The sequence below is a fragment of the Ferriphaselus sp. R-1 genome (genome assembly GCF_000746095.1).
GTDB lineage: Bacteria > Pseudomonadota > Gammaproteobacteria > Burkholderiales > Gallionellaceae > Ferriphaselus.
The window spans coordinates 152,964-176,117 of the sequence record NZ_JQKP01000003.1 but is presented as its reverse complement, the minus strand read 5'-3'; the positions used below and the strand labels follow the sequence as shown (position 1 = coordinate 176,117).

Below are 23,154 nucleotides of genomic sequence, written 5' to 3'. Positions count from 1 at the left end.
AGTGCTTTTCAGGATTCGACTAAGCTGCTCGACCGGATGGGGGGAGATTCGCTTGCGCTATTACAGCATCGGCACCTGTGGATTAGGCGCGGTGTGGTGAGTCCGTTGGATCGCTGAGTGTCTCTAAGGAAACTCCGGCCCAGCGGGGGTGGGGTCGTTGCTTTCCAGCAGTTCTACGGTGACTCGGGTGTTGGAGTTGATATAGCCTTGCTCATTGGTTTTCCCCAGCAGCAGGAAGGCTGAGGTGGACAGGTCTATCTGCGGTCTTTGGCATTGCCGCGCCTGTTTGTTGTTGCTGTGCTCAGCCGGGCAGAAGTCGGTGATGTAGAGCACTACGGAGTTCGCTACCGGCGGATTTCTTCCGAACGTGCGCGTCAGCTCATCGACGAAGAAGCGAGGCAGGTAGTCGTTCACGGGGGAATGGCCGTGGTTGATCCGTGACACCAGCGAGGGCGCGCCAGCCTTGCCGCAGAAATCGCCCGCCACGCATCTGACCCTGACTTTCCTTCCGCATAGCGACCAGTTCTCGGCGCAGCTAGGCTCGCCGTCCGGATTCTTGAGGCAGCGCCTCATTCCCGGCAGCGGGGTCGAGTCGCTGGGCGCGATGTGCCAATGCAGGTATTCCCCGGTATGGAATCGCATGTCGCCGACCGCGTTGTCGCAGGCCAGCCCGCCGAAGCGGGCCGATAGCGGCCCGGCGTTAGAGTGCCACTTGCCGTCCTTCTGGAAGGTGTTGCCGGTGGTGTTGACGATGGTTGTGGGCAGGGCACTGTGACCATTCCAACGGCCATCCCCGGCGCAGCCGCCGAGCAGGAGGAGGCTGGCCAGCAAGTAAGCGAGGGGCGATAGCCGCATTGCCAGTGTCAGCCCTGCGTGGGATGCGCGCGGTGCCGCTCGATCACCCGGTCGATGAAGTCGCGCAGGAAACCTTCGGTCTGGGCGCTGTGAAAGCGGTCGATCTCGACACCGTGGCTGTAGGCGACCACGGTGGGGAAGCCGCGCACCTTGTGGCGGCCTGCGATCTTCATGTTCTCGTCGGCATCGACGATGCCGAGGTAGAACTGGCCGTCGTACTCGAACACCAGTTTGTGCAGCAGCGGGGCGAGTACGCGGCAGGGCGCGCACCACTCCGCGCTGATGTCCATCAGCACCGGCAACTGGTGCGAACGGGCGACGACCAACTCATCGAAACTATCCTCTTCCACGTTGTAGGAATGGTCGCTCATCGTTGTCCTCTCAGCCGACGCTGCGCTTGGCGAAATCCTTGGGGCGGAAGCCCAGCGCGCCCAGCACGGCGAAGTAGATGACTATGCCCGCGCTGACCAGCAGGGCGAGATGGCCGATGCGGCCCCAGCCGCCGGTGGTGAGCCAGTGCTGTTCGCTGCCCATGACGAACCACAGCGTCGCCCCCATTGCCAGCAGGGCCGCAGCCAGCTTGAGGGCGAAGGCGGCCCAGCCGGGTTCGGGTTGGTAGATGCCGCGCTTGAGCAACAGGTAGAGCAGGATGGCGGAATTGACGCAGGCGCCGAGGCCGATGGCCAGCGCCAGTCCGGCGTGGTGCAGCCAGCCGATGAAGGCGAGGTTCATTAACTGGGTGGCGGCCAGGGTGATCAGGCCAATCTTTACCGGGGTCTTGATGTCCTGGCGCGCGTAGAAGCCGGGCGCCAGCACTTTCACCGACAGGATGCCGATCAGGCCGACGCTGTAGCCGACCAGCGCGTCGCGCGTCATCAACACGTCGTGCGCTACAAAGTTGCCGTGCTGGAAGAAGGTGGCCAGCAGCGGTACGGCGATGAGCCCCAGCGCCAGCGCGGAGGGCAGGGTGAGCATGCAGGTCAGGCGCAGGCCCCAGTCCAGCATCTTGGAGAATTCCTTGGGGTTGCTGTCCACGTGCAGCTTGGAGAGCGAGGGCAGCAGGATGGTGCTGATCGCCACGCCCAGCACGCCGGAGGGGAATTCCATCAGCCGGTCGGCGTAATACAGCCAGGACACGCTGCCCGCCGCCAGGAAGGAGGCGAAGATGGTGTTGATGATGAGACTGATCTGGCTGATGGATACGCCGAACACGGCGGGCCCCATCTGCTTGATGACGCGCCACACTCCTGCGTCGTTGAACACCAGTCGCCAGCGCGGCAACATGCCGATCTGCCTGAGGAACGGCACCTGGAACGCGAGCTGCACGATGCCTGCGAGGAACACCGCCCAGCCCAGCGCCATGATGGGCGGATCGCAATAGGGGGCCAGCCACAGCGCCGCGCCGATGAAGCAGATGTTGAGCAGGACGGGGGCGAAGGCCGGTACCCAGAACTTGTTGTAGGAGTTGAGGATGCCCGCCGCCACGGCTACCAACGAGATGAAGAAGATGTAGGGCGAGGTGACGCGCAGCAGTTGCACGGTAAGGTCGAACTTTTCCGGTTCTTTCACAAAGCCCGGCGCGCTGATATAGACCAGGATGGGCGCGGCGATGATGCCGATGACGGTGACGATGAACAGGATCACCGCCAGCAGCGACACGACGTGATCGACCAGCAGCTTGGTCTCGTCATGGCCGCGCCGGTTCTTGTACTCGCCGAAGATGGGCACGAAGGCTTGCGAGAACGCGCCTTCTGCGAACAGGCGGCGCAGCAGGTTGGGGAGTTTGAAGGCGACGAAGAAAGCGTCGGTCGCCATGCCTGCACCGAAGATGCGGGCGATCAGCACATCGCGGGCGAAGGCGAGGATGCGCGATGCAAAGGTGAGGCCGCTGATGGTGGCCAGGGCTTTCAGCAAGTTCATGCCGTCACCTCTGGCCGGGAATCTGACGCAGCAAGATCAACCGTGGTTGCGCGTCGGGTCGCGACGTTCGGCGGAGACTGGGGTGGCAGTCTTGCCACGGCCCGGACGTACCTTCAGGCGATGCTCGTCCACGAACTTGCTGATGCGGTCGAACGCGCCGGGGTGTTTTTCCTTGATCTCGATCTGGACGACGATGGAGCGCACATCGCCGATCACGGCAGGGCGGACGAACTCCGAGTAAATCGTGCGCTTGTCGAGGCCGGTGGTCGAGAGCATGTCGCACAAGTGATCGACCCAATCTTCCGGCATGGCCCAGTCTTCCGGCAGGCTGAACGCATGGCCATCGATCGTGAGCCCCTGCACCACGAATTCGGAAGCCCCTGACAGGTTGGTGTTCCCTAGAATCATTTCTCTCCCCGACTGTTTTGTTGGTTATTGTCCGGTGACCTGGTTTTTATGTGCCACCCGATGATTGCTGCTTGATTTTGCGGGCGTAATGATAGCACTACTCCGCCGATTGTTACGCGCGACTCAAGCCGAAACGGGGAGCGAATTGTCTCCCCGCACGGCCCATGATTCCAACTCAGTCACGCTTGCCGAACAGCGACATGCGGCTCATCAAGCCATCCTTGAGGATAAATTGGTGATGCAGGGCGGCCAGCACGTGCAGCGCGATCGTGGCGATCAGGATGAAGATCAGCGTGGCATGGATCTCGTGGATGGCGAACTCTTCCAGGTCCGGCATCTTGCTGACATCGTGGGACTGGAAAGCGACCAACAGTCCGGTGGTGTTGAGCATGATCATGCCGCTGGCGGGGACGGCGATCAGCAACACGTACAGCAAGTGGTGGATGCCGGTGGAGACCTTGTTGGCCAGCGGGCTGCCGCCAGCGATGGGGGCGGGCTTGCCATCCTTGCGGATGAAATACGCGCGCAACAAGGTCAGCACCAGCACGGCATCGCCAAGCAGGAAGTGGTAGGGATACAGGCCGAACTTGGCGGCGGCTTGCTCGGTCTCGTCCAGCTCGTGGCCGAAATAGAAGGCGGCGATGAACAGGATCAGCGTCAGCCAATGGATGATGGCCAGGCGGCGGCTATATTGGTTTTGCATGCGAAGTCTCCGTGAGGTGGGGAGGCGGTGAGGTAGCCTCCCGGAGGTGAACGGGTGAGTGGCTTATTTCTTGATGGATGGCAGGCGCTTGGGATCGCAGCCTTCGTGCATGCCGTCGTGGCGGGCATGGTGCGCATCCAGCATCTTTTTCTGCTCGGGAGAGAGCTTGTCATAAAAGGCATCGAACTCGGCCTTGGCCTCGATGCGCTCCTGCTGGTGATGCTCCATGCGGGCGCGTGCATGGTCCTGCATGGCCTTCCAGGCGGCATCCTGCTCCGGCGACAGTTTCAGCGCATCGTGCAGCTTTTGCGCCGGACCTGCCATCTCGCCGTGCTTTTTCGGGTCGCAGTGGTCGTCGGTCTGGGAGGGTGGGCAGGCGCTGGCGAAACCAGAGCACAGGCTGGCGAACAGGGCCGAGGTGATGAGCAGTTTCATGGTTATCCTTTCAATCTTGGGTTGACCGGGGGCGCGGTGTGGCGACACGCCATTGCGGGCGGATTATAGCGATGTTTGCCTAGGCTGCCATCCCCGCCGCGTGGCCCGATGCCCACGCCCACTGGAAGTTGTAACCGCCCAGTTGGCCCGTCACATCGACCACTTCGCCGATGAAATACAAGCCCGGCACGGCGCTGGCTTCCATCGTCTTGGACGAGAGTGCGCGCGTGTCCACGCCACCGCAGGTAACTTCGGCCTTGGTGTAGCCTTGGGTGCCGGACGGAGTGATGCGCCAGTGATGTACTTGCTCGGCGAGGGCGGACAGTTTTTTGGGTGACCACTGGTTGACCGGCAGGTTCTCGCCGAACTGCGGCAGCCACACCTCAGCAAAGCGTTTGGGTAGATATTGGCCGATGAAGTTGCTCATCAGCATCTTGCTGCTGCGGTGCTCTTCGAACAGCGCCTGCATGTCGCGTCCGGGCAGCAGGTCGATGGACAAAGGCTGGCCGTGCTCCCAGTAGGAGGAGATTTGCAAGATGGCCGGGCCGCTCAGGCCGCGATGGGTGAACAGCAGCTCGTTGCGGAAACTCTGCTTGCCGAAGCTGATTTCGGCGGGGAAGGAGAGTCCGGACAGGCCGGAGTAGGGTTGCCACTCGTCGGGGCGGAAGGTGAGCGGCACCAGGCCCGGCCTCAGTTTGACCATGGGCAGGCCGAACTGCTCGGCCACCTTGTAGCCGAACGGTGTCGCGCCGGTCTTGGGAATGGACAGGCCGCCCGTGGCGATGACCAGCGACGTGACATGAAAAGTATCGCGTGAGCTAATGATTTCAAATCGATCTTTTGAATTCCTTGGCTTGATCTCATGCACTTCGCAAGAGTGGTAGCGGCGCACGTTGGCGGCTTCGCAATCGTCCTTCAGCATCTTGATGACCGCCTCGGAACTGTCGTCGCAGAACAACTGCCCCAGCTCCTTCTCGCTCCAGCGGATGCCGTGCTCGTCCAGCATGGCGATGAAGTGCTGCGGCGTATAGCGCGCCAGCGCGGAACGCACAAAGTGCGGGTTGTCCGACAGGTAGTTCTCCGGTTTCACGTTCAGGTTGGTGAAGTTGCAGCGTCCGCCGCCCGAAATGCGGATCTTCTCGGCCAGCTTGGCCGAGTGGTCCAGCAGCACGACCGAGCGGCCACGCTGGGCGGCGGTCAGGGCGCACATCAGGCCAGCCGCGCCCGCGCCTATGATGGCGATATCGAATGAGTGATTCATGGTTTTACCTGGGTTAGCGAACCAGTGCAGAGGTGACTTCGTTCGGGCACGCGCCAGACTGCTCGAACAGGCTGACGTTATGCAGGGTGGTGTGCGCGATACTGGCCAGTGCTTCGGCAGTGAAAAAGCCCTGATGGCCGGTGATCAGCACATTGGGGAAGGATAACAGGCGCTCGAACACATCGTCCTGGATGACCTGGCAAGACAGGTCCTGAAAGAACAGGTCGCCTTCCTGCTCATAGACATCCAGCCCCAGCCCTCCGATGTGGCCACTCTTGAGGCCAGCGATGACGGCAAGGCTGTCGATGACCGCGCCCCGACTGGTGTTGATGAGGATCACGCCGCGTTTCATCTTGCCGATGGCGGCGGTGTTGATGAGGTGGAAGCTATCCTGGGTGAGCGGGCAATGCAGGGAGATGAGGTCGCTGTCGCGATACAGCTCGTCCAGCGTGACGTATTCCGCACCGAGTGCCGAGCATTCGGGAGCGGGGTAGGGGTCATGGGCCAGCAGACGGCAGCCGAAGCCGCGCAGGATCTCGGCGGTGGCCAGCCCGATGCGCCCGGTGCCGATGATGCCGACAGTCCGCCCGCGTAACTCGAAACCTAGCAGTCCGTCCAGCGAGAAGTTGCCGTCCCGCACACGGTTGTAGGCGCGGTGCGTCTTGCGGTTGAGCGCCAGGATCAGCGCCAGCGTGTGTTCGGCCACCGAATGCGGCGAATAGGCCGGGACGCGCACCACGCGCAGGCCGTGGCGTGCCGCCGAGGCGAGGTCTACATTGTTGAATCCGGCACAGCGCAAGGCGATCAGGCGCGTGCCCTGCTGTGCCAATGCGGCCAGCACGGCATCGTTCAAGGTGTCATTGACGAAGGCGCAGATGGCGGGGAATCCGGCCACCATCTGGCGGGTCTCCTCGCTCAGGCGGGCATCGAAGAAACTCAGCTCGTGGCCGTAAGTGGTGTTGGCTTCCTGAAGGAAGCGCCGGTCATAGGGGTGGGCGCTACAAACGGCGACCTTCATCCGGTCAAGCCAAGGCCGCAGCGATGCGGGCGACGGCAGCTTTCAGGTTGTCCATCGAGGTGGCGAACGACAGGCGGATGCAGCCTTCGCTGCCGAAGGCCGAGCCGGGTACCAAGGCCACGCCGAACTCCAACAGGCGCTCCGCCAGCGCCAGATCGTTGGCTTCCTTCAGCTTGCCTTCCGCATGCAGGCGGGCGATCGCCTCGCTCGCATCGGGGAAGGAATAGAACGCGCCGCCGCTGGACACGCATTTCAGGCCGGGGATGGCGTTGAGTGCGTCCACCAGATAGGTATGGCGCTCGCGGAACGCGGTCAGCATGGGTGTGATGCAGGACTGATCGCCGTTCAGCGCCGCTTCTGCCGCCACTTGCGAGATCGAGGTCGGGTTGGAGGTGCTCTGCGATTGGATGTTCTCCATCGCGGCGATGATGTCGGCGCGCCCGGCGGCGTAGCCGATGCGCCAGCCGGTCATGGCGTAGGCCTTGGACACGCCGTTCAGCACCAGCGTGCGCTCGTACAGGTCGGGGCAGACGTTGACGATGTTGACGAAGGGAGCATCATCCATGCGGATGTGCTCGTACATGTCGTCGCTGGCGATCAGCACGCGAGGATGTTGGCGCAGCACCTCGCCCAGCGCGCGCAGCTCGTCGGAGGTATACACCGCGCCGGTCGGGTTGCTGGGGCTGTTGATTACCACCATGCGGGTCTTGGGGGTGATCGCGGCGGCCAGTTGAGCGGCGGTCATCTTGAAACCTTGCTCGATGCCGGCTTCGACGATCACCGGCACGCCTTCGGCCAGCAGCACGATGTCAGGATAGGACACCCAGTACGGCGCGGGGACGATCACTTCGTCGCCGGGGTTGATCACGGCCTGGGTTAAATTGTAGAAGCTCTGCTTGCCGCCGCAGGACACCAGGACTTGGCTGGCCTTGTACTCCAGCGCGTTCTCGAGCTTGAACTTGGCGACGATGGCCTGTTTCAGCGAGGGCGTGCCGCCGACGGCGGTGTAGCGGGTGAAACCCTGGTTGATGGCGGCGATGCCGGCATCCTTGATGTGTTGTGGGGTGTCGAAGTCCGGCTCGCCCACGCCCAGACCGATGATGTCCCGGCCTTCGGCTTTCAGTTTATTGGCGCGCGCATTGACGGCGAGGGTGGGGGAAGGCTTGATGGATAGTACGCGGTGCGAGAGTTCCAAGATGTTTCCTTACGGTTGGGACATTGCCCGCGATTATACCCGCCTCGCACCGAGTGTGAGCGGCGGCGGCAGGGATTTTCCGCTTTCGGCACGATGGTCTGTGGCGACTATAATCGCCGGGGCGATTGTCTAGGAGTGGAGCCATTCGGTACAATGCACGCCTTTCGCGAACGAGATCAGTGATGACTGCAAAATCCCCCAAGGGGCAAAGCTTCGAGGCGGCGCTCGCCGAGCTGGAGCAAGTGGTGGCCGACATGGAGTCCGGCAAGCTGTCGCTGGAGGATTCCCTGGCGGCATACCGGCGCGGTGTGGAGCTGTTGCAGCGCTGTCGCGGCAAGCTGGACGACGTGCAGCAACAAGTCAGCGTGCTGGAAGAGGGCGCGCTCAAACCGTTCGCAGTGGACGAAGACAAATGACCTTGGTTTTTCAGGATTGGGCCAGCGCCCAGCAGTCGCGCTTCGAGGAGGTGCTGAAGCAATGGCTGCCGCAACCGGATGTCGCCCCACAACGCCTGCATCAGGCGATGCGCTATTCGGTGCTCGATGGAGGCAAGCGGGTCCGCCCTTTGCTGGCTTTCGCCGCCGGTGAACTGGTCGGTGCCACCGTGGAGCGGATCGACCACGTCGCCGCCGCTGTCGAGCTGATCCATGCGTATTCGCTGGTGCACGACGACATGCCCTGCATGGACGACGATGTGCTGCGGCGCGGCAAGCCGACCTGCCATGTGCGATACGACGAGGCGACCGCCCTGCTGGTGGGCGACAGCCTGCAGACGCTGGCGTTCCAGTTCCTCACCGACCCGGCCCTGAGCGACCGTCCTCTGCGCCAGATCGAGATGGTGCGCCTGCTGGCGCAGGCCTCCGGTTCGCGCGGCATGGCGGGCGGTCAGGCCATCGACCTGGATAGCGTGGGCAAGCCCTTGAGCGTGCCCGAGCTGGAGTTCATGCACATTCACAAGACCGGCGCGCTGATCCGCGCTGCCGTGCTGCTGGGCGCACATTGCGGCGAGGCCGACCAGCGCTTGCTGGAGCGTCTGGACCATTACGCCAAGTGCATCGGCCTGGCCTTCCAGGTGGTCGACGACGTGCTGGATGCCGAGGCCGACACCGCTACGCTGGGCAAGACCGCAGGCAAGGATGCCGACAACGACAAGCCCACTTACGTCACGTTACTGGGCGCGGCGGCGGCCAAGCGCATGGCAGCCGATCTGCACCGCGAGGCGCTGGAAGCGCTCGCCGAACTGGGCGCTCCCGCCCAACGTCTGCGCGAACTGGCAGACTTCATCGTATTGCGAAAGTATTGATGCCCACCCTGCTGGAATCCATCACCTCTCCCGAAGACCTGCGCCGTCTTGAGCCGCAGCAGTTGCCGCAACTGGCGGATGAGTTGCGCGCCTTTCTGGTCGAATCGGTGAGCAAGACCGGCGGCCATTTGTCGTCGAACCTGGGCACCGTCGAACTGACCGTGGCCCTGCACTATGTGTTTAACACCCCGCAGGACAAGCTGGTGTGGGATGTCGGTCACCAGACCTATGCGCACAAGATCCTGACCGGGCGTCGCGAAGCCATGGCCGGACTGCGCATGGCCGGAGGCATCTCCGGTTTCCCCAAGCGCAGCGAGAGCGAGTTCGACACCTTTGGCACCGGCCATTCGAGCACCTCGATCTCCGCCGCGTTGGGTATGGCGGCGGCGGCGCAACTGGCCGGTTCGGACGACCGTGCCGTAGCCATCATCGGCGATGGAGCGATGACCGGCGGCATGGCGTTCGAGGCGCTCAACAACGCCGGAGCGATGGATGCCAACCTGCTGGTGATCCTTAACGACAACGACATGTCCATCTCCAAGCCGGTGGGGGCGCTCAACAACTATCTGGCCAAACTGATGTCAGGCCGCTTCTACGCCAAGGTGCGCAGCAAGAGCGAGAGCATCCTCAAGGGCATGCCGCAGATGCTGGAGTTCGCCAAGCGTGCCGAGGAGCACGTCAAGGGCATGGTCACGCCGAGCACCCTGTTCGAGGAGTTCGGCTTCAATTACATCGGCCCCATCGACGGTCACGATCTGGACGTGCTGGTCACGACTTTGCAGAACATCCGCCAGTTGCAAGGGCCGCAGTTCCTGCACATCGTCACCCAGAAGGGCAAGGGCTATGTTCGCGCCGAGCAGGACTGCATCCTGTACCACGGTGTAGGCAAGTTCGATCCGGTCAGCGGCATCCAGCCCAAGGGCGCGGCCAAGCCGACCTATACTCAGGTGTTCGGTGAATGGCTGTGCGACATGGCGGAGCAGGACGACAAGCTGGTCGGCATCACTCCGGCGATGTGCGAGGGTTCGGGCATGGTCGAATTCTCCGAGCGCTTCCCGGCCCGTTACTTCGATGTCGGCATCGCTGAACAGCATGCGCTGACCTTCGCTGCCGGTCTGGCCTGCGAGGGCTACAAGCCGGTGGTGGCGATCTACTCCACCTTCCTGCAACGCGCTTACGACCAGCTGATCCACGACATCGCCATCCAGAACCTGCCGGTGCTGCTGGCCATAGACCGTGGCGGCCTGGTCGGTGCGGACGGCGCGACGCATGCCGGCAGCTTCGATCTGAGCTTCCTGCGTTGCATACCGAACATGACGGTGATGACTCCGGCGGACGAGAACGAATGCCGCCAGATGCTGTACACCGCGCACACCCTGGATACGCCGACGGCGGTGCGCTATCCGCGTGGCACCGGCCCCGGAGTCACGCCGCAAGCCGATTTGGCTGCCTTGCCGGTGGGCAAGGGCGAGTTGCGCCGCAGCGGCAAGAAAGTCGCGCTGCTGGCCTTTGGCTCCATGCTCGCACCTGCGCTGGAAGCCGCTGCTCAGCTGGATGCGACGGTCGCCAACATGCGCTTCGTCAAGCCGCTGGATGCTGAGCTGGTGCTGAAGCTGGCCGGTGAACACGACCTGCTGGTGACGCTGGAAGAGAACGTCATCCAGGGGGGCGCGGGTAGCGCTGTGATCGAATGCCTCGCCCAGCATGGACTGGCCGTGCCGGTACTGCTGCTCGGTCTGCCGGATGCCTATCTGGAGCAGGGCGAGCCGTCCAGAATGCTGGCCGGGTGCGGTCTGGATGCAGCGGGCATCGTGGCTGCGGTGCGCAGACGTTATCCCGAGTGAAACTATCGGCTATAATTCCCACCTCTGACTTTTCAGTATCGAGAACAAGACTATGAACTCAGCCGCAGCGTGCGCCATCCCGGATGTACAGAACAGCGCCGACACCCGCCAGTTGGCGATCAACAAGGTAGGCATCAAGGGCATCCGCCATCCTGTCATGGTCAAGGACAAGAGCGTGGGTGTGCAGCACACCGTCGCCACCTTCAATATGTACGTGCACCTGCCGCACAACTTCAAGGGCACGCACATGTCGCGCTTCGTGGAGATCCTCAACCAGCATGGGCGCGAGATCTCGGTCGAATCGTTCGAGAGCATCCTGCGCGAGATGGTGGTCAAGCTGGAGGCGCAATCGGGCTACATCGAGATGAGTTTCCCGTATTTCGTCAACAAGGCGGCCCCGGTGTCCGGCGTGCAGAGCCTGCTCGATTACGACGTGACCTTCGTCGGTGAGATCATCGACGGCGAATACCGCTTCACCATGAAGGTGCTGGTGCCGGTGACCAGCCTGTGCCCGTGTTCCAAGAAGATCTCCGAGCGCGGCGCTCACAACCAGCGCTCCCACGTCACGCTCACCGTGCGTACCTCCACCCCGGTGTGGATCGAAGAGTTGGTGCGCTACGCTGAAGAGCAAGCCTCCTGCGAACTGTTCGGCCTGCTCAAGCGCCCGGACGAGAAGTTCGTCACCGAACGCGCCTACGACAACCCCAAGTTCGTCGAAGACATGGTGCGTGATGTCGCCGCCGTGCTCAACGCCGACGACCGCATCGTCTCCTACGTGGTGGAATCCGAGAACTTCGAGTCCATCCACAACCACTCGGCCTATGCCTTGATCGAAAGAGACAAGTCGCAGAACTGAGCACGGCGCGCAGCATCTCGCGCTCGGATCGGCTTCGGTATTGCGCATTACACGCGTTAGCCCGCGCCACGACAAGCCGCTATGCGGCTTGTCGTCATTTGTGGGGCGGAGCAGTCAGCCTTGCGCCCCATTGTCAATATGCCGTCCGGCCTATTGTCTGGCCCGGTCGCTTCCTGCATCATCGCGCCCGGTATCGCTGGTGGGGCGACAGCCAGGCCGGAGGCGAATTGCCCCATACTTTCCGCATGGACTCGCTCTGCGGGATGTTTTAGAATCCGCGAGCCGTTCCGGGGCTGGATGCGCCGGGTCGGCTCTCTCATTTGACTCTTAGTGCCGCTCAATTTGTCTCCCTTATTCATCAGTCACTTCACGCTTGCCAACAGCCTCGGGCTGGGTACAGCAGCCACTCTGGATGCGATGCGGTCCCGGCGCTCGGGCTTGAGCGCGTGTCAGTTCGAGGATGTCGATCTCGAAACGTACATCGCCAAGGTGCCCGCCCTGGATGCTTATGCCATCCGGCCCGATCTTGCCGCTCACGATTGCCGCAACAACCGTTTGGCCCAACTGGGACTGGAGCAGGATGGTTTTGCCGAGGTGGTGGCGGCAGCGAAGCGCAGCTATGGCGCGCATCGCATCGGCGTGTTTCTGGGGACCAGCACCTCCGGCATCCTGCAAACAGAGCTGGCCTACCGTCGGCTGGACCCGCAGACCGGGCAGTTGCCACCGGATTTCCAGTATGCCGAGACGCAGAACTCGTATTCGCTGGCCGGTTTCGTGGCGCGCTATCTCGGCCTGACCGGCCCGTCCTTCGTGGTCTCTTCCGCCTGTTCTTCGAGCGCCAAGGTGTTCGCCAATGCGGCGCGCATGATGGAGGCAGGTGTCTGCGATGCGGTGGTGGTGGGCGGGGTGGACAGCCTGTGCCTGAGCACCTTGTACGGCTTCAACTCGCTGGGCCTGGTCTCGCGCTTGCCCTGCCGTCCCTACGACGCGGAGCGGGACGGGATCTCGGTGGGCGAGGGCGCAGGTTTCGCCTTGATCGAACGGGCGCGGCCTGATGCGCGGGGCATGTTGCTGTTGGGCGTGGGCGAAAGTTCGGACGCTTACCACATGTCCACGCCGCATCCCGAGGGACTGGGCGCGCAGTTGGCGATGCACCGTGCGCTGACCTCTGCCGGGCTGGTGGCGGACGACATCGACTACATCAATCTGCACGGCACGGCGACCCGTTCCAACGATACCAGCGAAGGCAAGGCCATCGCCGAGGTATTCGGCAGCCGCGTTCCGTGCAGCTCGACCAAGGGCTGGACCGGCCATCTGCTGGGGGCGGCGGGGATCACCGAAGCCATCATTTCCATGCTGACCATCGAGCACGGTTTCATCCCCGGCAGCCTGAACACGCAGCAGCTCGATCCCGCGCTGGCGATCGACTACCGGATCGAGGGCAGCTCGGCCAGAGTGGAGCGCGTGTTGAGCAACTCTTTCGGCTTCGGTGGCAGCAATTGCAGTCTGGTGTTGGGGAAAACAGCATGATGCGCGTCTTTGTCGAGGGTATCGGCCTGCTCGGGCCGGGGCTGGAGAATTGGTCTGCGGGACGCGAGATACTGGCGGGCCGGGCGGACTATCTGCCGCAACCGACCCAGATGCGTGTCTGCGACATGCTGCCAGCGGCGGAGCGCAGGCGCGCCGGTGTGCCGATCAAGCTCGCGCTCGCGGTCGGGCTGGAAGCGTTGCAGCAGGCCGGACGCGAGACCGGCACGGCAGCGACGGTGTTCACCTCGTCGGGAGGCGACAACGACAACGTCCACGCCATCAACACCATACTGGCGACCGCGCCGCGTGAAGTGTCGCCGACCCGTTTCCATAACTCCGTCCACAACGCCGCCGCAGGCTATTGGTGCATCGCGGCGGGCTCGCGCGAGCCGTCCACCAGTCTGTGCGCACACGATGCCAGCTTCGCCGCAGGGCTGCTGGAATCTGCCGTACAAGTGGCAGTGGACCGCGCTGTCGTGGCCTTGATCGCCTACGACCATCCTTATCCGCAGCCCTTGCATGCGGTGCGGCCCATCACCGCCGCATTCGGCCTGGCGTTGCTGCTGACCCCGGAACGGAGCGAGACATCGCTGGCCATGCTGGAGCTGGATTGGCAGCCGGGACCGGTGACCGAGACCATGATGCAGGAGCCCGCGCTGGAGGCGCTGCGGCTGGGCGTGCCGGTGGCGCGCGGTTTGCCCGTGCTGGCGGCGCTGGCCGGATCAGCCGCTACGCAGGTCGATCTCGCCTACCTGACGGACAGCCATCTGCGTGTCAGGGTCAGCCCGTGTTAGCCGGCAAGGCCGAGATCAGCCGGGTCATCCCGCACACAGGAGATATGTGTCTGCTCGACGGCGTGCTGGCTTACGATGCCCAGCGCATACGCTGCGTCAGCCGTTCGCACCGTGACCCGCACAACCCGTTGCGCTCCGGCGACACACTGCCCGCTCTGTGCGGGATCGAATACGCCGCACAGGCCATGGCCGTGCACGGGGCCTGGGATGCGGACTTCGGAGCCAAGCCCCAACTCGGCTACCTGGCCGCTGTGCGCGACGTGGTGTGCCACGCGACGCGGCTGGACACCTTGGCCGACGATCTGGTGATCGATGCCGAAAAAATCATGGGGGACGAGATGCGGGTGATCTACCAGTTCGACATCCGGGCCGGTGCCGTGCATGTCATGCATGGACGTGCGACCGTGATCCTGGACGCGTCCGGAAAGGGCGGGGCATGAAGCGGGCACTGGTGACCGGGGGCAGCGGGGGCATAGGTGCGGCGATCTGTCGCACGCTGGCAGCGCAGGGCTGTCACGTCTATGTGCACGCCAACCGGGGGCTGGACAAGGCGCAGGAGACCGTTGCCGGGATACTCGCGGCGGGCGGCAGCGCACAGGCCGTGGCGTTCGACGTGGCCGATGCCGGACAGACTCAGGCGGCAGTGCAAGCGATCTTGCAGGACGGTGCGATCCAGGTGTTGGTCAACAACGCAGGCATCCATGACGATGCGGTGATGCCGGGCATGAACGCCGAGCAGTGGGGGCGGGTGATCGATGTCTCGCTGAACGGCTTCTTCAATGTGACGCAACCGCTGCTGCTGCCGATGCTGGGCAAGCGCTGGGGGCGCATCATCAACATCTCGTCGGTGGCCGCCATCACTGGCAACAGGGGGCAGACCAACTATGCGGCGGCCAAGGCCGGTCTGCATGGGGCGACCAAATCGCTGGCACTGGAACTGGCCAGCCGGGGGGTCACGGTCAATGCCGTCGCGCCCGGCATCATCGAGTCGGCCATGACCGAGAATGTGTTCGACAAGGAAGCCATCAAGCGCATGGTGCCGGTGGGGCGCGCTGGCAAGCCGGAAGAGGTCGCCGATCTGGTGGCGTTCCTGGCTTCGGAACGTGCCGCCTACATCTCCGGGCAAGTCATCTCCATCAATGGCGCGATGATATAAGGGTCATCTTGAGGTAGAATCCGCCCCAAACTAGACCAAACAAACCACAAGACTCGGGGACGGACATGGCATTGGATCAACAAGAACTGGAATTGGCAAAACTCATCGTCAGTGCGCTGAATCTCGACGTGGCGGCAGCGGAGATCGAGCCGGATGCGCCTCTGTATGGCGAAGGCCTGGGGCTGGATTCGATCGACATCCTCGAACTTTCGCTGGCGATCTCCAAGACCTACGGTGTACAGATCAAGTCTGACAGTGCCGACAACACCAAGATATTCTCCTCCCTGCGCAGCCTGAACCAGCACATCCAGCAGCACTCGGCCAGCTAGTCCCGGCAGGCGGCATCATACTGATGGACGATGACCTGGCGTTCCGCGCCGAACTCAAGCAGTGCATTCTGTCCGCCGTGGACAAGGACGAGCCCGTCGGCGGCCTGAGCGACGACGAGCCCTGGTTCGGTCCCGGTTCGCGGCTGGAACTGGACTCGCTGGATGCCTTGCAGATCTCCATGGCCATCCAGAAGAGCTACGGCGTGCGCATGCCTGACAGCAAGGATACGCGCCGTGCGCTGGCCTCGCTGTCGTCACTGGCGGAACATCTGCGCAGACAGCGCCCGGCATGAAGCCCGTCTACCTCGCCGACTTTGGTCTGGCCTGTTCTTTGGGACGGGGCAAGCCAGAGGTGCTGGCCGGGTTACGACAGCGTAGTCAGCCGGTGGCCACCCGCCATCTGCCGGGCATGATGGGTGGGGATTTCCCGTATCACGCCATCCCCGGCTCCGCAGGCGACTGGAACGAGCGGGCGCGCGAGTTGGTCCGGCGCGTCAGCGAAGAAGCGGGGGGCGGGCTGATCCGCAACAGTCCCTTGTTCATCGCCACGTCTTCGTTCGACATCGGCGCGGCAGAGCGCGGCGAGGCCGACATCGCTTACGACCTGTTCGCAGCCAAGGTGGCGGACTGGCTGGCGTGGACCGGTCCGGTACACGTCATCAGCACTGCCTGTACTTCCAGCCTGAACGCCTTGCTGGCCGCCCATGCTCTGCTCGCCAGTGGCGAGGTCGAGGACGCGCTGGTGTTGGGCATCGAGCTGGACAACCGGCTGACCCTGGCGGGCTTTGCTGCCCTGCAACTGCTTTCTACCACGACCAGCCAACCCTTCGGCCTGCACCGCGACGGCCTGGTGCTGGGCGAGGCCGTCGCGGCACTGCGCCTGACGACAGGCGCGGCTAGCCGGTGGCGACTGCTGGGCGGAGCCCATGTGGTGGACGGCACGCAACCGACCGGCGCTACGCCCTCTGCCGTGGTGGCCATGCACCGCCAGGCTTTGGCCGCAGCCGGGCTGGGGGCCGGGGAGATCGACCTGATCAAGGTCCAGGCCGCAGGCAGCCCGGTGAACGATGGGGTCGAGGCTCAGGGCTTGCGCGAGGTGTACGCGGACATGCCGCCGCTGGTCTCGCTCAAGGCCAGCGTGGGGCACGCCATGGGCGCGTCCGGCGCGGTCGAGCTCGCCCTGCTGGCATGCTGCCTGGACGCGGACGCGGCCTGGCCCGCCTGCCGCGACGCGCTGGATGAGGCGCTGGGAGTCACGCTGGCTACGGTCAGGCCGGAGGGGGTGCGCCGGGTGATGGCGACGATACTCGGCTTCGGCGGCAGCCATGCCTCGGTCGTGCTGGAGCGCACATGAAGCCGCTACGGATCACCGGACGCTTTGATGCCATGCCGCCGCCAGCGGACTGGCGCGAGCAACTGGCCATGCTGGCGGGCGGCAAGCCGCGCCGCATCAGTCTCTGGACGGAGCTCGGCCTGTATGGCGCGCTGAGCTGTATGGCGCAGGCGGGCGAGGCGTGCTTGCCGCCCGGCGCGGCGCTATGGTTGGGCAGCCGTCGCGGCACGCATGTCGCGACGGTCAGCGTCATCGCGCAGTTGCGCGACGAACTGCCGATGCCGCTGTCGTTCCTGCAGACTCAGCCCAGCCAGTCGCTGGCCATACTGGGGGCGCAGCTGGGGTGGGTCGGATCGGCCTGTTTTGTCGCCGGCGGCAGTCCGGCTGCGTTGCTGCAGCTCGCCACCGCCCGCATGGGGGAGGCAGGCGTGCTGCTGGGCTGGGTGGATGACATGGACGGCGGCTCCAGTCATTGGTTGCGCCTGTACCCCGAAGCCGGTGACGGTGGGCGTGCTGCGAGCGAGCCGAACGCAGCCCACCCGATGGTGGACGGCATCTGGTCCGACCTTGGTGCGGGGAGGGTGAAATGCTAGAATCACCTACCTCGGACCTTACCCTGCACTCGCTCCCCTGATCGCCTTGAACACCTCTACCGCATCGACAGCCGGTTCACCCAAGCGGGTATTGGTCCTTGAGTATTCACAGACCGGGCAGCTAGCCGAGATCACCCGGCGCATCATCGCCCCATTGCAGCAGGACGCGCGGATCGAGCTGCATGTCGAGACCTTGCGCCCGGTCAAGCCATTCCCTTTCCCATGGGGCTTCCTCAGTTTTCTCGATGCCTTCCCGGAATCGGCCCACATGGTACCGCCCGCCTTGCAGCCGCTGTCGCTGAGCGGTGACGAGGATTTCGACCTGGTTATCCTGCCTTATCAGGTCTGGTTCCTCGCGCCCTCGCAGCCGGTCACGGCCTTCATCAAGCATCCGCTCGCCCGGCGTCTGTTGCAGGGCAAGCCGGTGGTGACGGTGATCGCCTGCCGCAACATGTGGATGTTGGCGCAGGAGAAGATGAAGGGCCTGTTGCAGGCGTGCGGGGCACGCCTGCTGGACAATGTCGTGCTGGTCGATCCCAGTCCGACCCTGGCCAGCTTGTGGACCACGCCGCTGTGGCTGCTCAGCGGCAAGAAACAGCCGCTCAGGATACTGCCTCCGGCGGGGGTCGATGCTGCCAGCATCCATGCCGCGCGCCGCTTCGGTCTGGCGCTGCGCGACGCCTTGCGCAACGATGAAGAGCGCGGCAGTGCGCCGCTGCTGGCCGGACTGGGTGCGGTCGACTCCGATCCGCATCTGTTGTTCAGTGAACAGGCCGGGACGCGCAGTTTCTACCTCTGGGGCAAGTTGCTGCGCGCCGTGGGCGGGCCGGGCGAAGCACGCCGTTATCCCTGGTTGATCCTGTACGTGATTTTTTTGATAACCCTGATCCTGACGGTCGTTCCGGTCAGTCTGCTCGTCCAGACGCTGACGCGCCCCTTCAGGCAGCGCCGCTTCGCTGCTCTGAAGCAGCGGTTCGACCAGCCCTCAGGCTCGGGCAGAGAGAGGATGCAGCAGTATGAGTGTTGATGTGTACCTGACCCGTACGTCCTCGTTCCTGCCACTGGAGCCGGTAGGCAATGACGAGATGGAGTCGGTCCTCGGCATGGTCGGCGGCAAGCCGTCCAAGGCCCGCCGCATCGTGTTGCGCAACAACGGCATTCAGCACCGGCACTACGCGCTTGACCGCGACACCGGCCTGCCTGTGATGTCTAATGCCCAGCTCGCTGCCGCCGCCGTGCGTGGCCTGGGCGAGCTGGGCAAGGTGGACAGCTTGTCCGCCGCCACTTCGCGCCCGGACCAGATCATGCCGGGGCATGGCGTGATGGTGCATGGCGAACTAGGCTGGCCGCGCATGGAGGTCTTGTCGATGGCGGGCATCTGCGTGGCGGGTGCGGCGGCACTCAAACATGCCTGGCTGGCGGTCAAGGCCGGAGACGCGCAACGGGCCGTGGCCGTGGCTTCGGAGCTGGCCTCGGTGGCGCTGCATGCGCGCAATTTCGAGGCCGAGGCCGAACACAAGGTGCGCGAGCTGGAGCAACGTCCGGAGATCGCCTTCGAGAAGGATTTCCTGCGCTGGATGCTGTCGGACGGAGCCGGGGCGGTCTTGCTGGAGGATAGACCGGCGACCGATGCGCTCAGCCTGAAGGTGCTGTGGGTGGAACTGTCGTCGGCGGCGCACGAGCTGCCCGCCTGCATGTACTCCGGCGCGGAGAAGAACGCCGATGCCTCGCTCACCGGCTGGCAGGAGTTCTCCACCGGGGAATGGGCGACGCGTTCGATCTTCACCGTCAAGCAGGACGTGAAGCTGCTGAACGAGCACGTGGTGCGGGCGACGCTCACCGAGCCGCTGAGGCTGCTGGTGGAGAAGCACAATCTGGCCGCCCAGCCCATAGACTGGTTCCTGCCGCATATCTCGTCCCAGTATTTTGCCGGGCCGGCTGCCGCCGCGCTGGCTGAGGTCGGCCTAGACATACCGCCCGCCAACTGGTTCACCAATCTGGTGGAGAAGGGCAATACCGGCTCGGCTTCGCCTTACATCATGCTGGACGAGCTGTTCCGCTCGGGGCGCATCCAGCCGGGGCACCGGCTGTTGATGTACATCCCGGAGAGCGGTCGTTTCTCCAGCGGGTTCGTCTACATGGAGGCTGTCTGATGGATGTCAACGAAGTTCCCCAGGAAGGCAACCGCACGCTGGGCCCGCATCGCAAGGCGCTGTATGCCAGGGATGAACAGGGGCGCATGGTGATCGTTCCGTCGTGCGGCTCCGAGGTCGATGAGACCGTGACCCTGCAAGCGGTCGACAGGATGAACGCACAGGCGGAGGATGCCAGACAGCGCGCGCAAGCCGGGCTGACGGCTCCGCTGGAATACTGGATGTACGCCCGGCGCATGGACGTGGCGCTGTTGTCGCAGACCAGCGGCATCTGGCAATGGCGCATCCGCCGCCACCTTCAGCCGCACCGCTTCGCCCGGTTGCCGCAGCGCGTGTTGCAACGCTATGCCGAGGCGCTCAGTCTCCCCCTCGATAGACTCAGGACCCTGCCATGACCGCCGCCCAGTCAGCATTTCAGCACCGCCACGCGGCGCACTGCGAGAGCGGGGTGGCCGCCAACCTGATGACGCATCACGGCATAGCGCTGTCCGAAGCGATGGCGTTCGGCTTGTCTTCGGCGCTGTCGTTTGCCTACCTGCCGTTCGTCAAGCTCACCGGTTTCCCGCTCATCGCCTACCGCATGCCGCCCAAGTCCATCCTCAAAGGGGTGAGCAAGGAGCTCAAGACGCGCTTCCATTTCGAGACCTTCGGCGATCCGGCCCAGGGGATGCGCAGGCTGGACGAGCTGTTGGCGCAAGGCCGCGTCGTCGGTCTGCAGACCTCGGTGTTCTGGCTGCCGTACTTCCCGGAAGACATGCGTTTTCACTTCAATGCCCACAACCTGCTGGTGTATGGCAAGGATGGCGACGACTACCTGATCAGCGATCCGGTCGCCGAACTGCCGCAACGCTGCGCCAGCGCCGATCTGCAACGCGCCCGTTTCGCCAAGGGAGCGTTGGCTCCCAAGGGTTTGCTCTACTATCCCGAGCACATCGGCAGCCGCGAGATCGGGGCTGATGCGATCCGCCGGGCCATCGTCAAGACCGTGCGCATCATGCTCGGCCCGATTCCCATCGTCGGCGTGCGCGGCATCAACATGCTGGCGAACAAGGTGGCCAGGCTGGACACCTCGGAACACAGCCTGAACTACGTCGGCCACATCGTGCGTATGCAGGAGGAGATAGGCACGGGCGGTGCGGGGTTCCGTTTCCTGTATGCCGCCTTCCTGCAAGAGGCCGCCAGCATCACCGGCATCGCCGAACTGGAGCGGCTGTCCGAACGCCTCAACGAGATCGGCGACGGCTGGCGCGAGTTCGCCCTGAAGGCGGCGCGCATGATCAAGGGGCGCGAGCGCTTCGACCCGCCCCTGCTGGCCGGGATGCTGCGCACCCAGGCCGGGCGTGAAAAAGAGTTCTTCCAGGCGCTCAAGCGCGCGGTCGCCTGATGCTGGAGGTCAGCGCGCTGAGTTTCCGGTATCCGGGAGCCGCTGTCCCGGCGCTGGAGAATGTGTCGCTCACTGCCAGGGCGGGCGAGGTGCTGGGCCTGCTGGGCCCCAACGGGGCGGGCAAGACGACGCTGATCGCCCATCTCTCGGGCTTGCTGGCGATACAGGACGGCGACATCTCGCTGGACGGCCAGCCGTTGGCCAGCCTGCGCGCCCGGCAGCCGACGCGCATCGCAGTCGCCCCGCAGGAATATGCCTTCTATCCCACCCTGACCGTGACCGAGAACCTGGCCTGCTTTGCCGGTGTCGGTGGTTTGTCGGGCACGCAGGCACGGACGCGCATCGCCGAATGTCTGGCGTTCTCCCAGCTCGAACGGCATGTCGCGGTGCGCGCCGACCGGCTCTCCGGCGGCCTGAAGCGCCGCCTCAATCTGGCCATCGCCTTGCTGCATCGTCCCGAGCTGCTGCTGTTCGATGAACCCACCGTCGGGGTCGATCCCCAGTCGCGCGCCTTCCTGCTGGATGCCGTGAAAGCGCTGGCCGCACAGGGTTGCGCGGTGATTTACACCTCGCATTACATGGAGGAGGTCGAGGCCATCGCTGACCGGGTGGTCATCCTCGACCAGGGCAAGGTGCTGAGGCAGGGGGCTTTGAGCGACTTGCTGGGGGCCGACGCTACCGAGCTGCAACTGGCCGTGGCGGGCGAAGAGAGCGGGCGGTTGACGGCTTTGCTGTCGCCGTTCGGCCACGTCACCCGGCAAGGGGATGGTGTGCGGCTAAGCCTGGATGCACGCCAGGACGTGGCGGCGGTGGTCGCGGCGGTGGCGGCAGCCGGTCTGGAGATACGCCGCATGCGCTACGGCCATGCCGATCTGGAGCAGCTGTTCATGGCGCTGACCAAGCGCTCGCTGAGGGATTGACCATGCTGCTGGCGCTGATGAAAAAAGAACTCCTCGCCCTGTCGCGCGACCTGCACGGCATGGCGGCCCTGTTCCTCATGCCCATGGTGTTCATCATCGTGATGTCGATGGCGCTCAAGGATGTCTACGCGCCGACCACCGCGCACCTGACTTACGCCGTGCTCGACCAGGATCAGGGCAAGGCCGCGCAGGAGCTGGTGGCGCGCTGGCAGAAGGAGCGGGGAGCGGCGCAAGCCCTGCCGGGCGACTGGCGCAGCGAGGTGCGTGCAGGGCGGCTCAAGTACGTGCTGCTGATCGAGCACGGCTTCTCCTCGGCGGTGGCGGAGGTCGGCGGCACAGGGCACGCTCGGGCGCGGTTGTTCGCCGAGCCGGGGCTGGACAACGGCATGTTCGAGACCCATCGTGTGCGTTTGCTGGCCATGGTGACGCAGCTGCGCGCCGAGGCGCTGCTGGCGAACCTGCCCGACAAGATCGACCTGGGCGAGCTGATGGGCGAGGTGCCTGCGGCGGCGGAGCGGATGACGAGCGGCGCGCGACCGAGCGCCGTACAGCAGAACGTACCGGCTTGGCTGGTGTTCGGCATGTTCTTCGTGGTCGCCTCGATTGCGGGCCTGTTCGTCGAGGAACGCAGTTGCGGTGCGCTGGCGCGCCTGCGCAGCCTGGGCGTGGCCCCCTGGCAACTCATTCTGGGCAAGATGCTGCCTTATCTGTGGGTCAACGGCATACAGGCCGCTCTGATGCTGGCGGTCGGCATCTGGCTGATGCCGTTGCTAGGCGGCGACGGGTTGTCTCTGCACGGCGTGCATTGGGGGGCGCTGGTGTTGATGCTGCTTGCCATCAGTCTGGCCGCCGTCAGCCTGGCGCTGGCCGTGGCGAGTCTGGTCACCACCCACGCGCAGGCGGCGACGCTGGGCCCCATCCTCAACGTGTTGATGGCCGCTCTGGGCGGCATCATGGTGCCCTTGTTCGTGATGCCGTCGGTCATGCAGCGGATCGCTGCCTACTCCCCGATGAACTGGGGGCTGGAAGGTTTGCTGGATGTGTTGTTGCGTGGGGCGGATGTCGTCGGCATCCTGCCTGAGGTCGGACGACTGTGCGGTTTTGCGGCCATCATGCTGGTGGCCGCCTTCGCATTGTTCAGACGACAGAGCTGAATGCGGCTCT

At 64.3% G+C, this 23,154-nt stretch carries 27 protein-coding genes; 18 read left to right on the top strand and 9 right to left on the bottom strand.

From position 1 onward, the window contains the following. Nucleotides 1-123 precede the first annotated feature (123 nt). From DM08_RS05260 to DM08_RS05220, 9 genes are all read right to left on the bottom strand, one after another. Nucleotides 124-855 carry a hypothetical protein gene (locus tag DM08_RS05260; protein WP_152555780.1) on the bottom strand — a complete coding sequence of 244 codons (732 nt, stop codon included), beginning with the start codon at nt 853-855 and terminating at the stop codon, nt 124-126. Nucleotides 856-863: 8 nt separating this feature from the next. Next, nucleotides 864-1,226, bottom strand: coding sequence for a thioredoxin family protein (locus tag DM08_RS05255; RefSeq protein ID WP_035383583.1), 363 nt, complete (start codon nt 1,224-1,226; stop codon nt 864-866). A gap of 10 nt (nt 1,227-1,236) precedes the next feature. Then, nucleotides 1,237-2,775: a murein biosynthesis integral membrane protein MurJ gene (gene murJ / locus DM08_RS05250; protein ID WP_035383582.1), complete on the bottom strand. Its 1,539-nt coding sequence runs from the start codon at nt 2,773-2,775 to the stop codon at nt 1,237-1,239. A 36-nt stretch (nt 2,776-2,811) separates the two neighbouring features. Continuing rightward, a complete protein-coding gene (locus DM08_RS05245; RefSeq protein WP_035383581.1) occupies nt 2,812-3,183 on the bottom strand; it encodes a DUF3579 domain-containing protein in 372 nt (123 codons plus the stop codon). A 175-nt stretch (nt 3,184-3,358) separates the two neighbouring features. Continuing rightward, nucleotides 3,359-3,886: a cytochrome b gene (locus DM08_RS12200; RefSeq protein ID WP_051937804.1), complete on the bottom strand. Its 528-nt coding sequence runs from the start codon at nt 3,884-3,886 to the stop codon at nt 3,359-3,361. 63 nt (nt 3,887-3,949) lie between these two features. Then, nucleotides 3,950-4,321, bottom strand: coding sequence for a Spy/CpxP family protein refolding chaperone (locus tag DM08_RS05235; RefSeq protein ID WP_035383580.1), 372 nt, complete (start codon nt 4,319-4,321; stop codon nt 3,950-3,952). A 79-nt stretch (nt 4,322-4,400) separates the two neighbouring features. Beyond that, the gene (locus tag DM08_RS05230) at nt 4,401-5,582 is read right to left on the bottom strand and encodes a BaiN/RdsA family NAD(P)/FAD-dependent oxidoreductase (protein WP_035383579.1); all 1,182 of its coding nucleotides are present in this window, start codon (nt 5,580-5,582) and stop codon (nt 4,401-4,403) included. A 13-nt stretch (nt 5,583-5,595) separates the two neighbouring features. Further along, a complete protein-coding gene (locus DM08_RS05225; RefSeq protein WP_035383578.1) occupies nt 5,596-6,600 on the bottom strand; it encodes a 2-hydroxyacid dehydrogenase in 1,005 nt (334 codons plus the stop codon). A 4-nt stretch (nt 6,601-6,604) separates the two neighbouring features. Further along, nucleotides 6,605-7,795, bottom strand: coding sequence for a pyridoxal phosphate-dependent aminotransferase (locus tag DM08_RS05220; RefSeq protein WP_035383577.1), 1,191 nt, complete (start codon nt 7,793-7,795; stop codon nt 6,605-6,607). A gap of 182 nt (nt 7,796-7,977) precedes the next feature. Between DM08_RS05220 and DM08_RS05215 the strand changes: the two genes are divergently transcribed. The 18 genes from DM08_RS05215 to DM08_RS05130 all read left to right on the top strand — a co-directional run bounded on the left by DM08_RS05215 (nt 7,978) and on the right by DM08_RS05130 (nt 23,144). Beyond that, entirely contained in the window at nt 7,978-8,211 is a 234-nt protein-coding gene (locus DM08_RS05215; RefSeq protein WP_035383576.1) for an exodeoxyribonuclease VII small subunit, read from the top strand. Then, on the top strand, nt 8,208-9,098 hold the full coding sequence (locus tag DM08_RS05210; RefSeq protein ID WP_035383575.1) for a polyprenyl synthetase family protein: 891 nt from the start codon (nt 8,208-8,210) through the stop codon (nt 9,096-9,098). The genes DM08_RS05215 and DM08_RS05210 overlap by 4 nt, the downstream gene beginning before the upstream one ends. Then, nucleotides 9,098-10,942: a 1-deoxy-D-xylulose-5-phosphate synthase gene (gene dxs / locus DM08_RS05205; RefSeq protein ID WP_035383574.1), complete on the top strand. Its 1,845-nt coding sequence runs from the start codon at nt 9,098-9,100 to the stop codon at nt 10,940-10,942. Before DM08_RS05210 ends, dxs begins: the two co-directional genes overlap by 1 nt. Nucleotides 10,943-10,994: 52 nt before the next feature. Then, nucleotides 10,995-11,798: a GTP cyclohydrolase FolE2 gene (folE2, locus tag DM08_RS05200; RefSeq protein WP_035383573.1), complete on the top strand. Its 804-nt coding sequence runs from the start codon at nt 10,995-10,997 to the stop codon at nt 11,796-11,798. Nucleotides 11,799-12,128: 330 nt separating this feature from the next. Next, nucleotides 12,129-13,328, top strand: coding sequence for a beta-ketoacyl-[acyl-carrier-protein] synthase family protein (locus DM08_RS05195; protein WP_343282974.1), 1,200 nt, complete (start codon nt 12,129-12,131; stop codon nt 13,326-13,328). Beyond that, a complete protein-coding gene (locus DM08_RS05190) occupies nt 13,325-14,122 on the top strand; it encodes a beta-ketoacyl synthase chain length factor (protein ID WP_035383572.1) in 798 nt (265 codons plus the stop codon). Before DM08_RS05195 ends, DM08_RS05190 begins: the two co-directional genes overlap by 4 nt. Further along, on the top strand, nt 14,116-14,562 hold the full coding sequence (locus DM08_RS05185) for a hotdog family protein (RefSeq protein WP_035383571.1): 447 nt from the start codon (nt 14,116-14,118) through the stop codon (nt 14,560-14,562). The genes DM08_RS05190 and DM08_RS05185 overlap by 7 nt, the downstream gene beginning before the upstream one ends. After that, complete coding sequence (gene fabG / locus DM08_RS05180) at nt 14,559-15,278, top strand: 3-oxoacyl-ACP reductase FabG (RefSeq protein ID WP_035383570.1); 720 nt, start codon at nt 14,559-14,561, stop codon at nt 15,276-15,278. Before DM08_RS05185 ends, fabG begins: the two co-directional genes overlap by 4 nt. 65 nt (nt 15,279-15,343) lie before the next feature. Beyond that, nucleotides 15,344-15,607 carry a phosphopantetheine-binding protein gene (locus DM08_RS05175; RefSeq protein WP_035383569.1) on the top strand — a complete coding sequence of 88 codons (264 nt, stop codon included), beginning with the start codon at nt 15,344-15,346 and terminating at the stop codon, nt 15,605-15,607. 23 nt (nt 15,608-15,630) lie between these two features. Beyond that, complete coding sequence (locus DM08_RS05170; protein WP_035383568.1) at nt 15,631-15,900, top strand: phosphopantetheine-binding protein; 270 nt, start codon at nt 15,631-15,633, stop codon at nt 15,898-15,900. After that, on the top strand, nt 15,897-16,961 hold the full coding sequence (locus DM08_RS05165; protein ID WP_035383567.1) for a beta-ketoacyl synthase N-terminal-like domain-containing protein: 1,065 nt from the start codon (nt 15,897-15,899) through the stop codon (nt 16,959-16,961). The genes DM08_RS05170 and DM08_RS05165 overlap by 4 nt, the downstream gene beginning before the upstream one ends. Then, entirely contained in the window at nt 16,958-17,533 is a 576-nt protein-coding gene (locus DM08_RS05160) for a hypothetical protein (RefSeq protein ID WP_202593369.1), read from the top strand. The genes DM08_RS05165 and DM08_RS05160 overlap by 4 nt, the downstream gene beginning before the upstream one ends. Before the next feature lie 46 nt (nt 17,534-17,579). Beyond that, nucleotides 17,580-18,560 carry a hypothetical protein gene (locus DM08_RS05155; protein WP_035383566.1) on the top strand — a complete coding sequence of 327 codons (981 nt, stop codon included), beginning with the start codon at nt 17,580-17,582 and terminating at the stop codon, nt 18,558-18,560. Continuing rightward, nucleotides 18,550-19,686 carry a beta-ketoacyl-ACP synthase III gene (locus DM08_RS05150; RefSeq protein ID WP_035383565.1) on the top strand — a complete coding sequence of 379 codons (1,137 nt, stop codon included), beginning with the start codon at nt 18,550-18,552 and terminating at the stop codon, nt 19,684-19,686. The genes DM08_RS05155 and DM08_RS05150 overlap by 11 nt, the downstream gene beginning before the upstream one ends. Next, a complete protein-coding gene (locus DM08_RS05145; protein WP_035383564.1) occupies nt 19,686-20,081 on the top strand; it encodes a DarG family dialkylresorcinol biosynthesis protein in 396 nt (131 codons plus the stop codon). Before DM08_RS05150 ends, DM08_RS05145 begins: the two co-directional genes overlap by 1 nt. Then, entirely contained in the window at nt 20,078-21,070 is a 993-nt protein-coding gene (locus DM08_RS05140; RefSeq protein WP_035383563.1) for a BtrH-related acyltransferase DarH, read from the top strand. Before DM08_RS05145 ends, DM08_RS05140 begins: the two co-directional genes overlap by 4 nt. Continuing rightward, a complete protein-coding gene (locus tag DM08_RS05135; RefSeq protein ID WP_035383562.1) occupies nt 21,070-21,990 on the top strand; it encodes an ABC transporter ATP-binding protein in 921 nt (306 codons plus the stop codon). The genes DM08_RS05140 and DM08_RS05135 overlap by 1 nt, the downstream gene beginning before the upstream one ends. A 17-nt stretch (nt 21,991-22,007) precedes the next feature. Beyond that, nucleotides 22,008-23,144 carry an ABC transporter permease gene (locus tag DM08_RS05130; protein ID WP_202593368.1) on the top strand — a complete coding sequence of 379 codons (1,137 nt, stop codon included), beginning with the start codon at nt 22,008-22,010 and terminating at the stop codon, nt 23,142-23,144. The last annotated feature ends 10 nt before the right edge of the window (nt 23,145-23,154 follow it).

Excerpts from the sequence above, each read along its gene's own strand:
- folE2 (WP_035383573.1), top strand. The coding sequence starts at position 10,995 with ATGAACTCAGCCGCAGCGTGCGCCATCCCGGATGTACAGAACAGCGCC.
- DM08_RS05210 (WP_035383575.1), top strand. The coding sequence starts at position 8,208 with ATGACCTTGGTTTTTCAGGATTGGGCCAGCGCCCAGCAGTCGCGCTTC.
- dxs (WP_035383574.1), top strand. The coding sequence starts at position 9,098 with ATGCCCACCCTGCTGGAATCCATCACCTCTCCCGAAGACCTGCGCCGT.
- murJ (WP_035383582.1), bottom strand. The coding sequence starts at position 2,775 with ATGAACTTGCTGAAAGCCCTGGCCACCATCAGCGGCCTCACCTTTGCA.
- DM08_RS05160 (WP_202593369.1), top strand. The coding sequence starts at position 16,958 with ATGAAGCCGCTACGGATCACCGGACGCTTTGATGCCATGCCGCCGCCA.
- DM08_RS05225 (WP_035383578.1), bottom strand. The coding sequence starts at position 6,600 with ATGAAGGTCGCCGTTTGTAGCGCCCACCCCTATGACCGGCGCTTCCTT.
- DM08_RS05175 (WP_035383569.1), top strand. The coding sequence starts at position 15,344 with ATGGCATTGGATCAACAAGAACTGGAATTGGCAAAACTCATCGTCAGT.
- fabG (WP_035383570.1), top strand. The coding sequence starts at position 14,559 with ATGAAGCGGGCACTGGTGACCGGGGGCAGCGGGGGCATAGGTGCGGCG.
- DM08_RS05190 (WP_035383572.1), top strand. The coding sequence starts at position 13,325 with ATGATGCGCGTCTTTGTCGAGGGTATCGGCCTGCTCGGGCCGGGGCTG.
- DM08_RS05165 (WP_035383567.1), top strand. The coding sequence starts at position 15,897 with ATGAAGCCCGTCTACCTCGCCGACTTTGGTCTGGCCTGTTCTTTGGGA.
- DM08_RS05145 (WP_035383564.1), top strand. The coding sequence starts at position 19,686 with ATGGATGTCAACGAAGTTCCCCAGGAAGGCAACCGCACGCTGGGCCCG.
- DM08_RS05215 (WP_035383576.1), top strand. The coding sequence starts at position 7,978 with ATGACTGCAAAATCCCCCAAGGGGCAAAGCTTCGAGGCGGCGCTCGCC.
- DM08_RS05235 (WP_035383580.1), bottom strand. The coding sequence starts at position 4,321 with ATGAAACTGCTCATCACCTCGGCCCTGTTCGCCAGCCTGTGCTCTGGT.
- DM08_RS05150 (WP_035383565.1), top strand. The coding sequence starts at position 18,550 with ATGAGTGTTGATGTGTACCTGACCCGTACGTCCTCGTTCCTGCCACTG.
- DM08_RS05140 (WP_035383563.1), top strand. The coding sequence starts at position 20,078 with ATGACCGCCGCCCAGTCAGCATTTCAGCACCGCCACGCGGCGCACTGC.
- DM08_RS05130 (WP_202593368.1), top strand. The coding sequence starts at position 22,008 with ATGAAAAAAGAACTCCTCGCCCTGTCGCGCGACCTGCACGGCATGGCG.
- DM08_RS05255 (WP_035383583.1), bottom strand. The coding sequence starts at position 1,226 with ATGAGCGACCATTCCTACAACGTGGAAGAGGATAGTTTCGATGAGTTG.
- DM08_RS05230 (WP_035383579.1), bottom strand. The coding sequence starts at position 5,582 with ATGAATCACTCATTCGATATCGCCATCATAGGCGCGGGCGCGGCTGGC.
- DM08_RS05170 (WP_035383568.1), top strand. The coding sequence starts at position 15,631 with ATGGACGATGACCTGGCGTTCCGCGCCGAACTCAAGCAGTGCATTCTG.
- DM08_RS05135 (WP_035383562.1), top strand. The coding sequence starts at position 21,070 with ATGCTGGAGGTCAGCGCGCTGAGTTTCCGGTATCCGGGAGCCGCTGTC.
- DM08_RS05260 (WP_152555780.1), bottom strand. The coding sequence starts at position 855 with ATGCGGCTATCGCCCCTCGCTTACTTGCTGGCCAGCCTCCTCCTGCTC.
- DM08_RS12200 (WP_051937804.1), bottom strand. The coding sequence starts at position 3,886 with ATGCAAAACCAATATAGCCGCCGCCTGGCCATCATCCATTGGCTGACG.
- DM08_RS05245 (WP_035383581.1), bottom strand. The coding sequence starts at position 3,183 with ATGATTCTAGGGAACACCAACCTGTCAGGGGCTTCCGAATTCGTGGTG.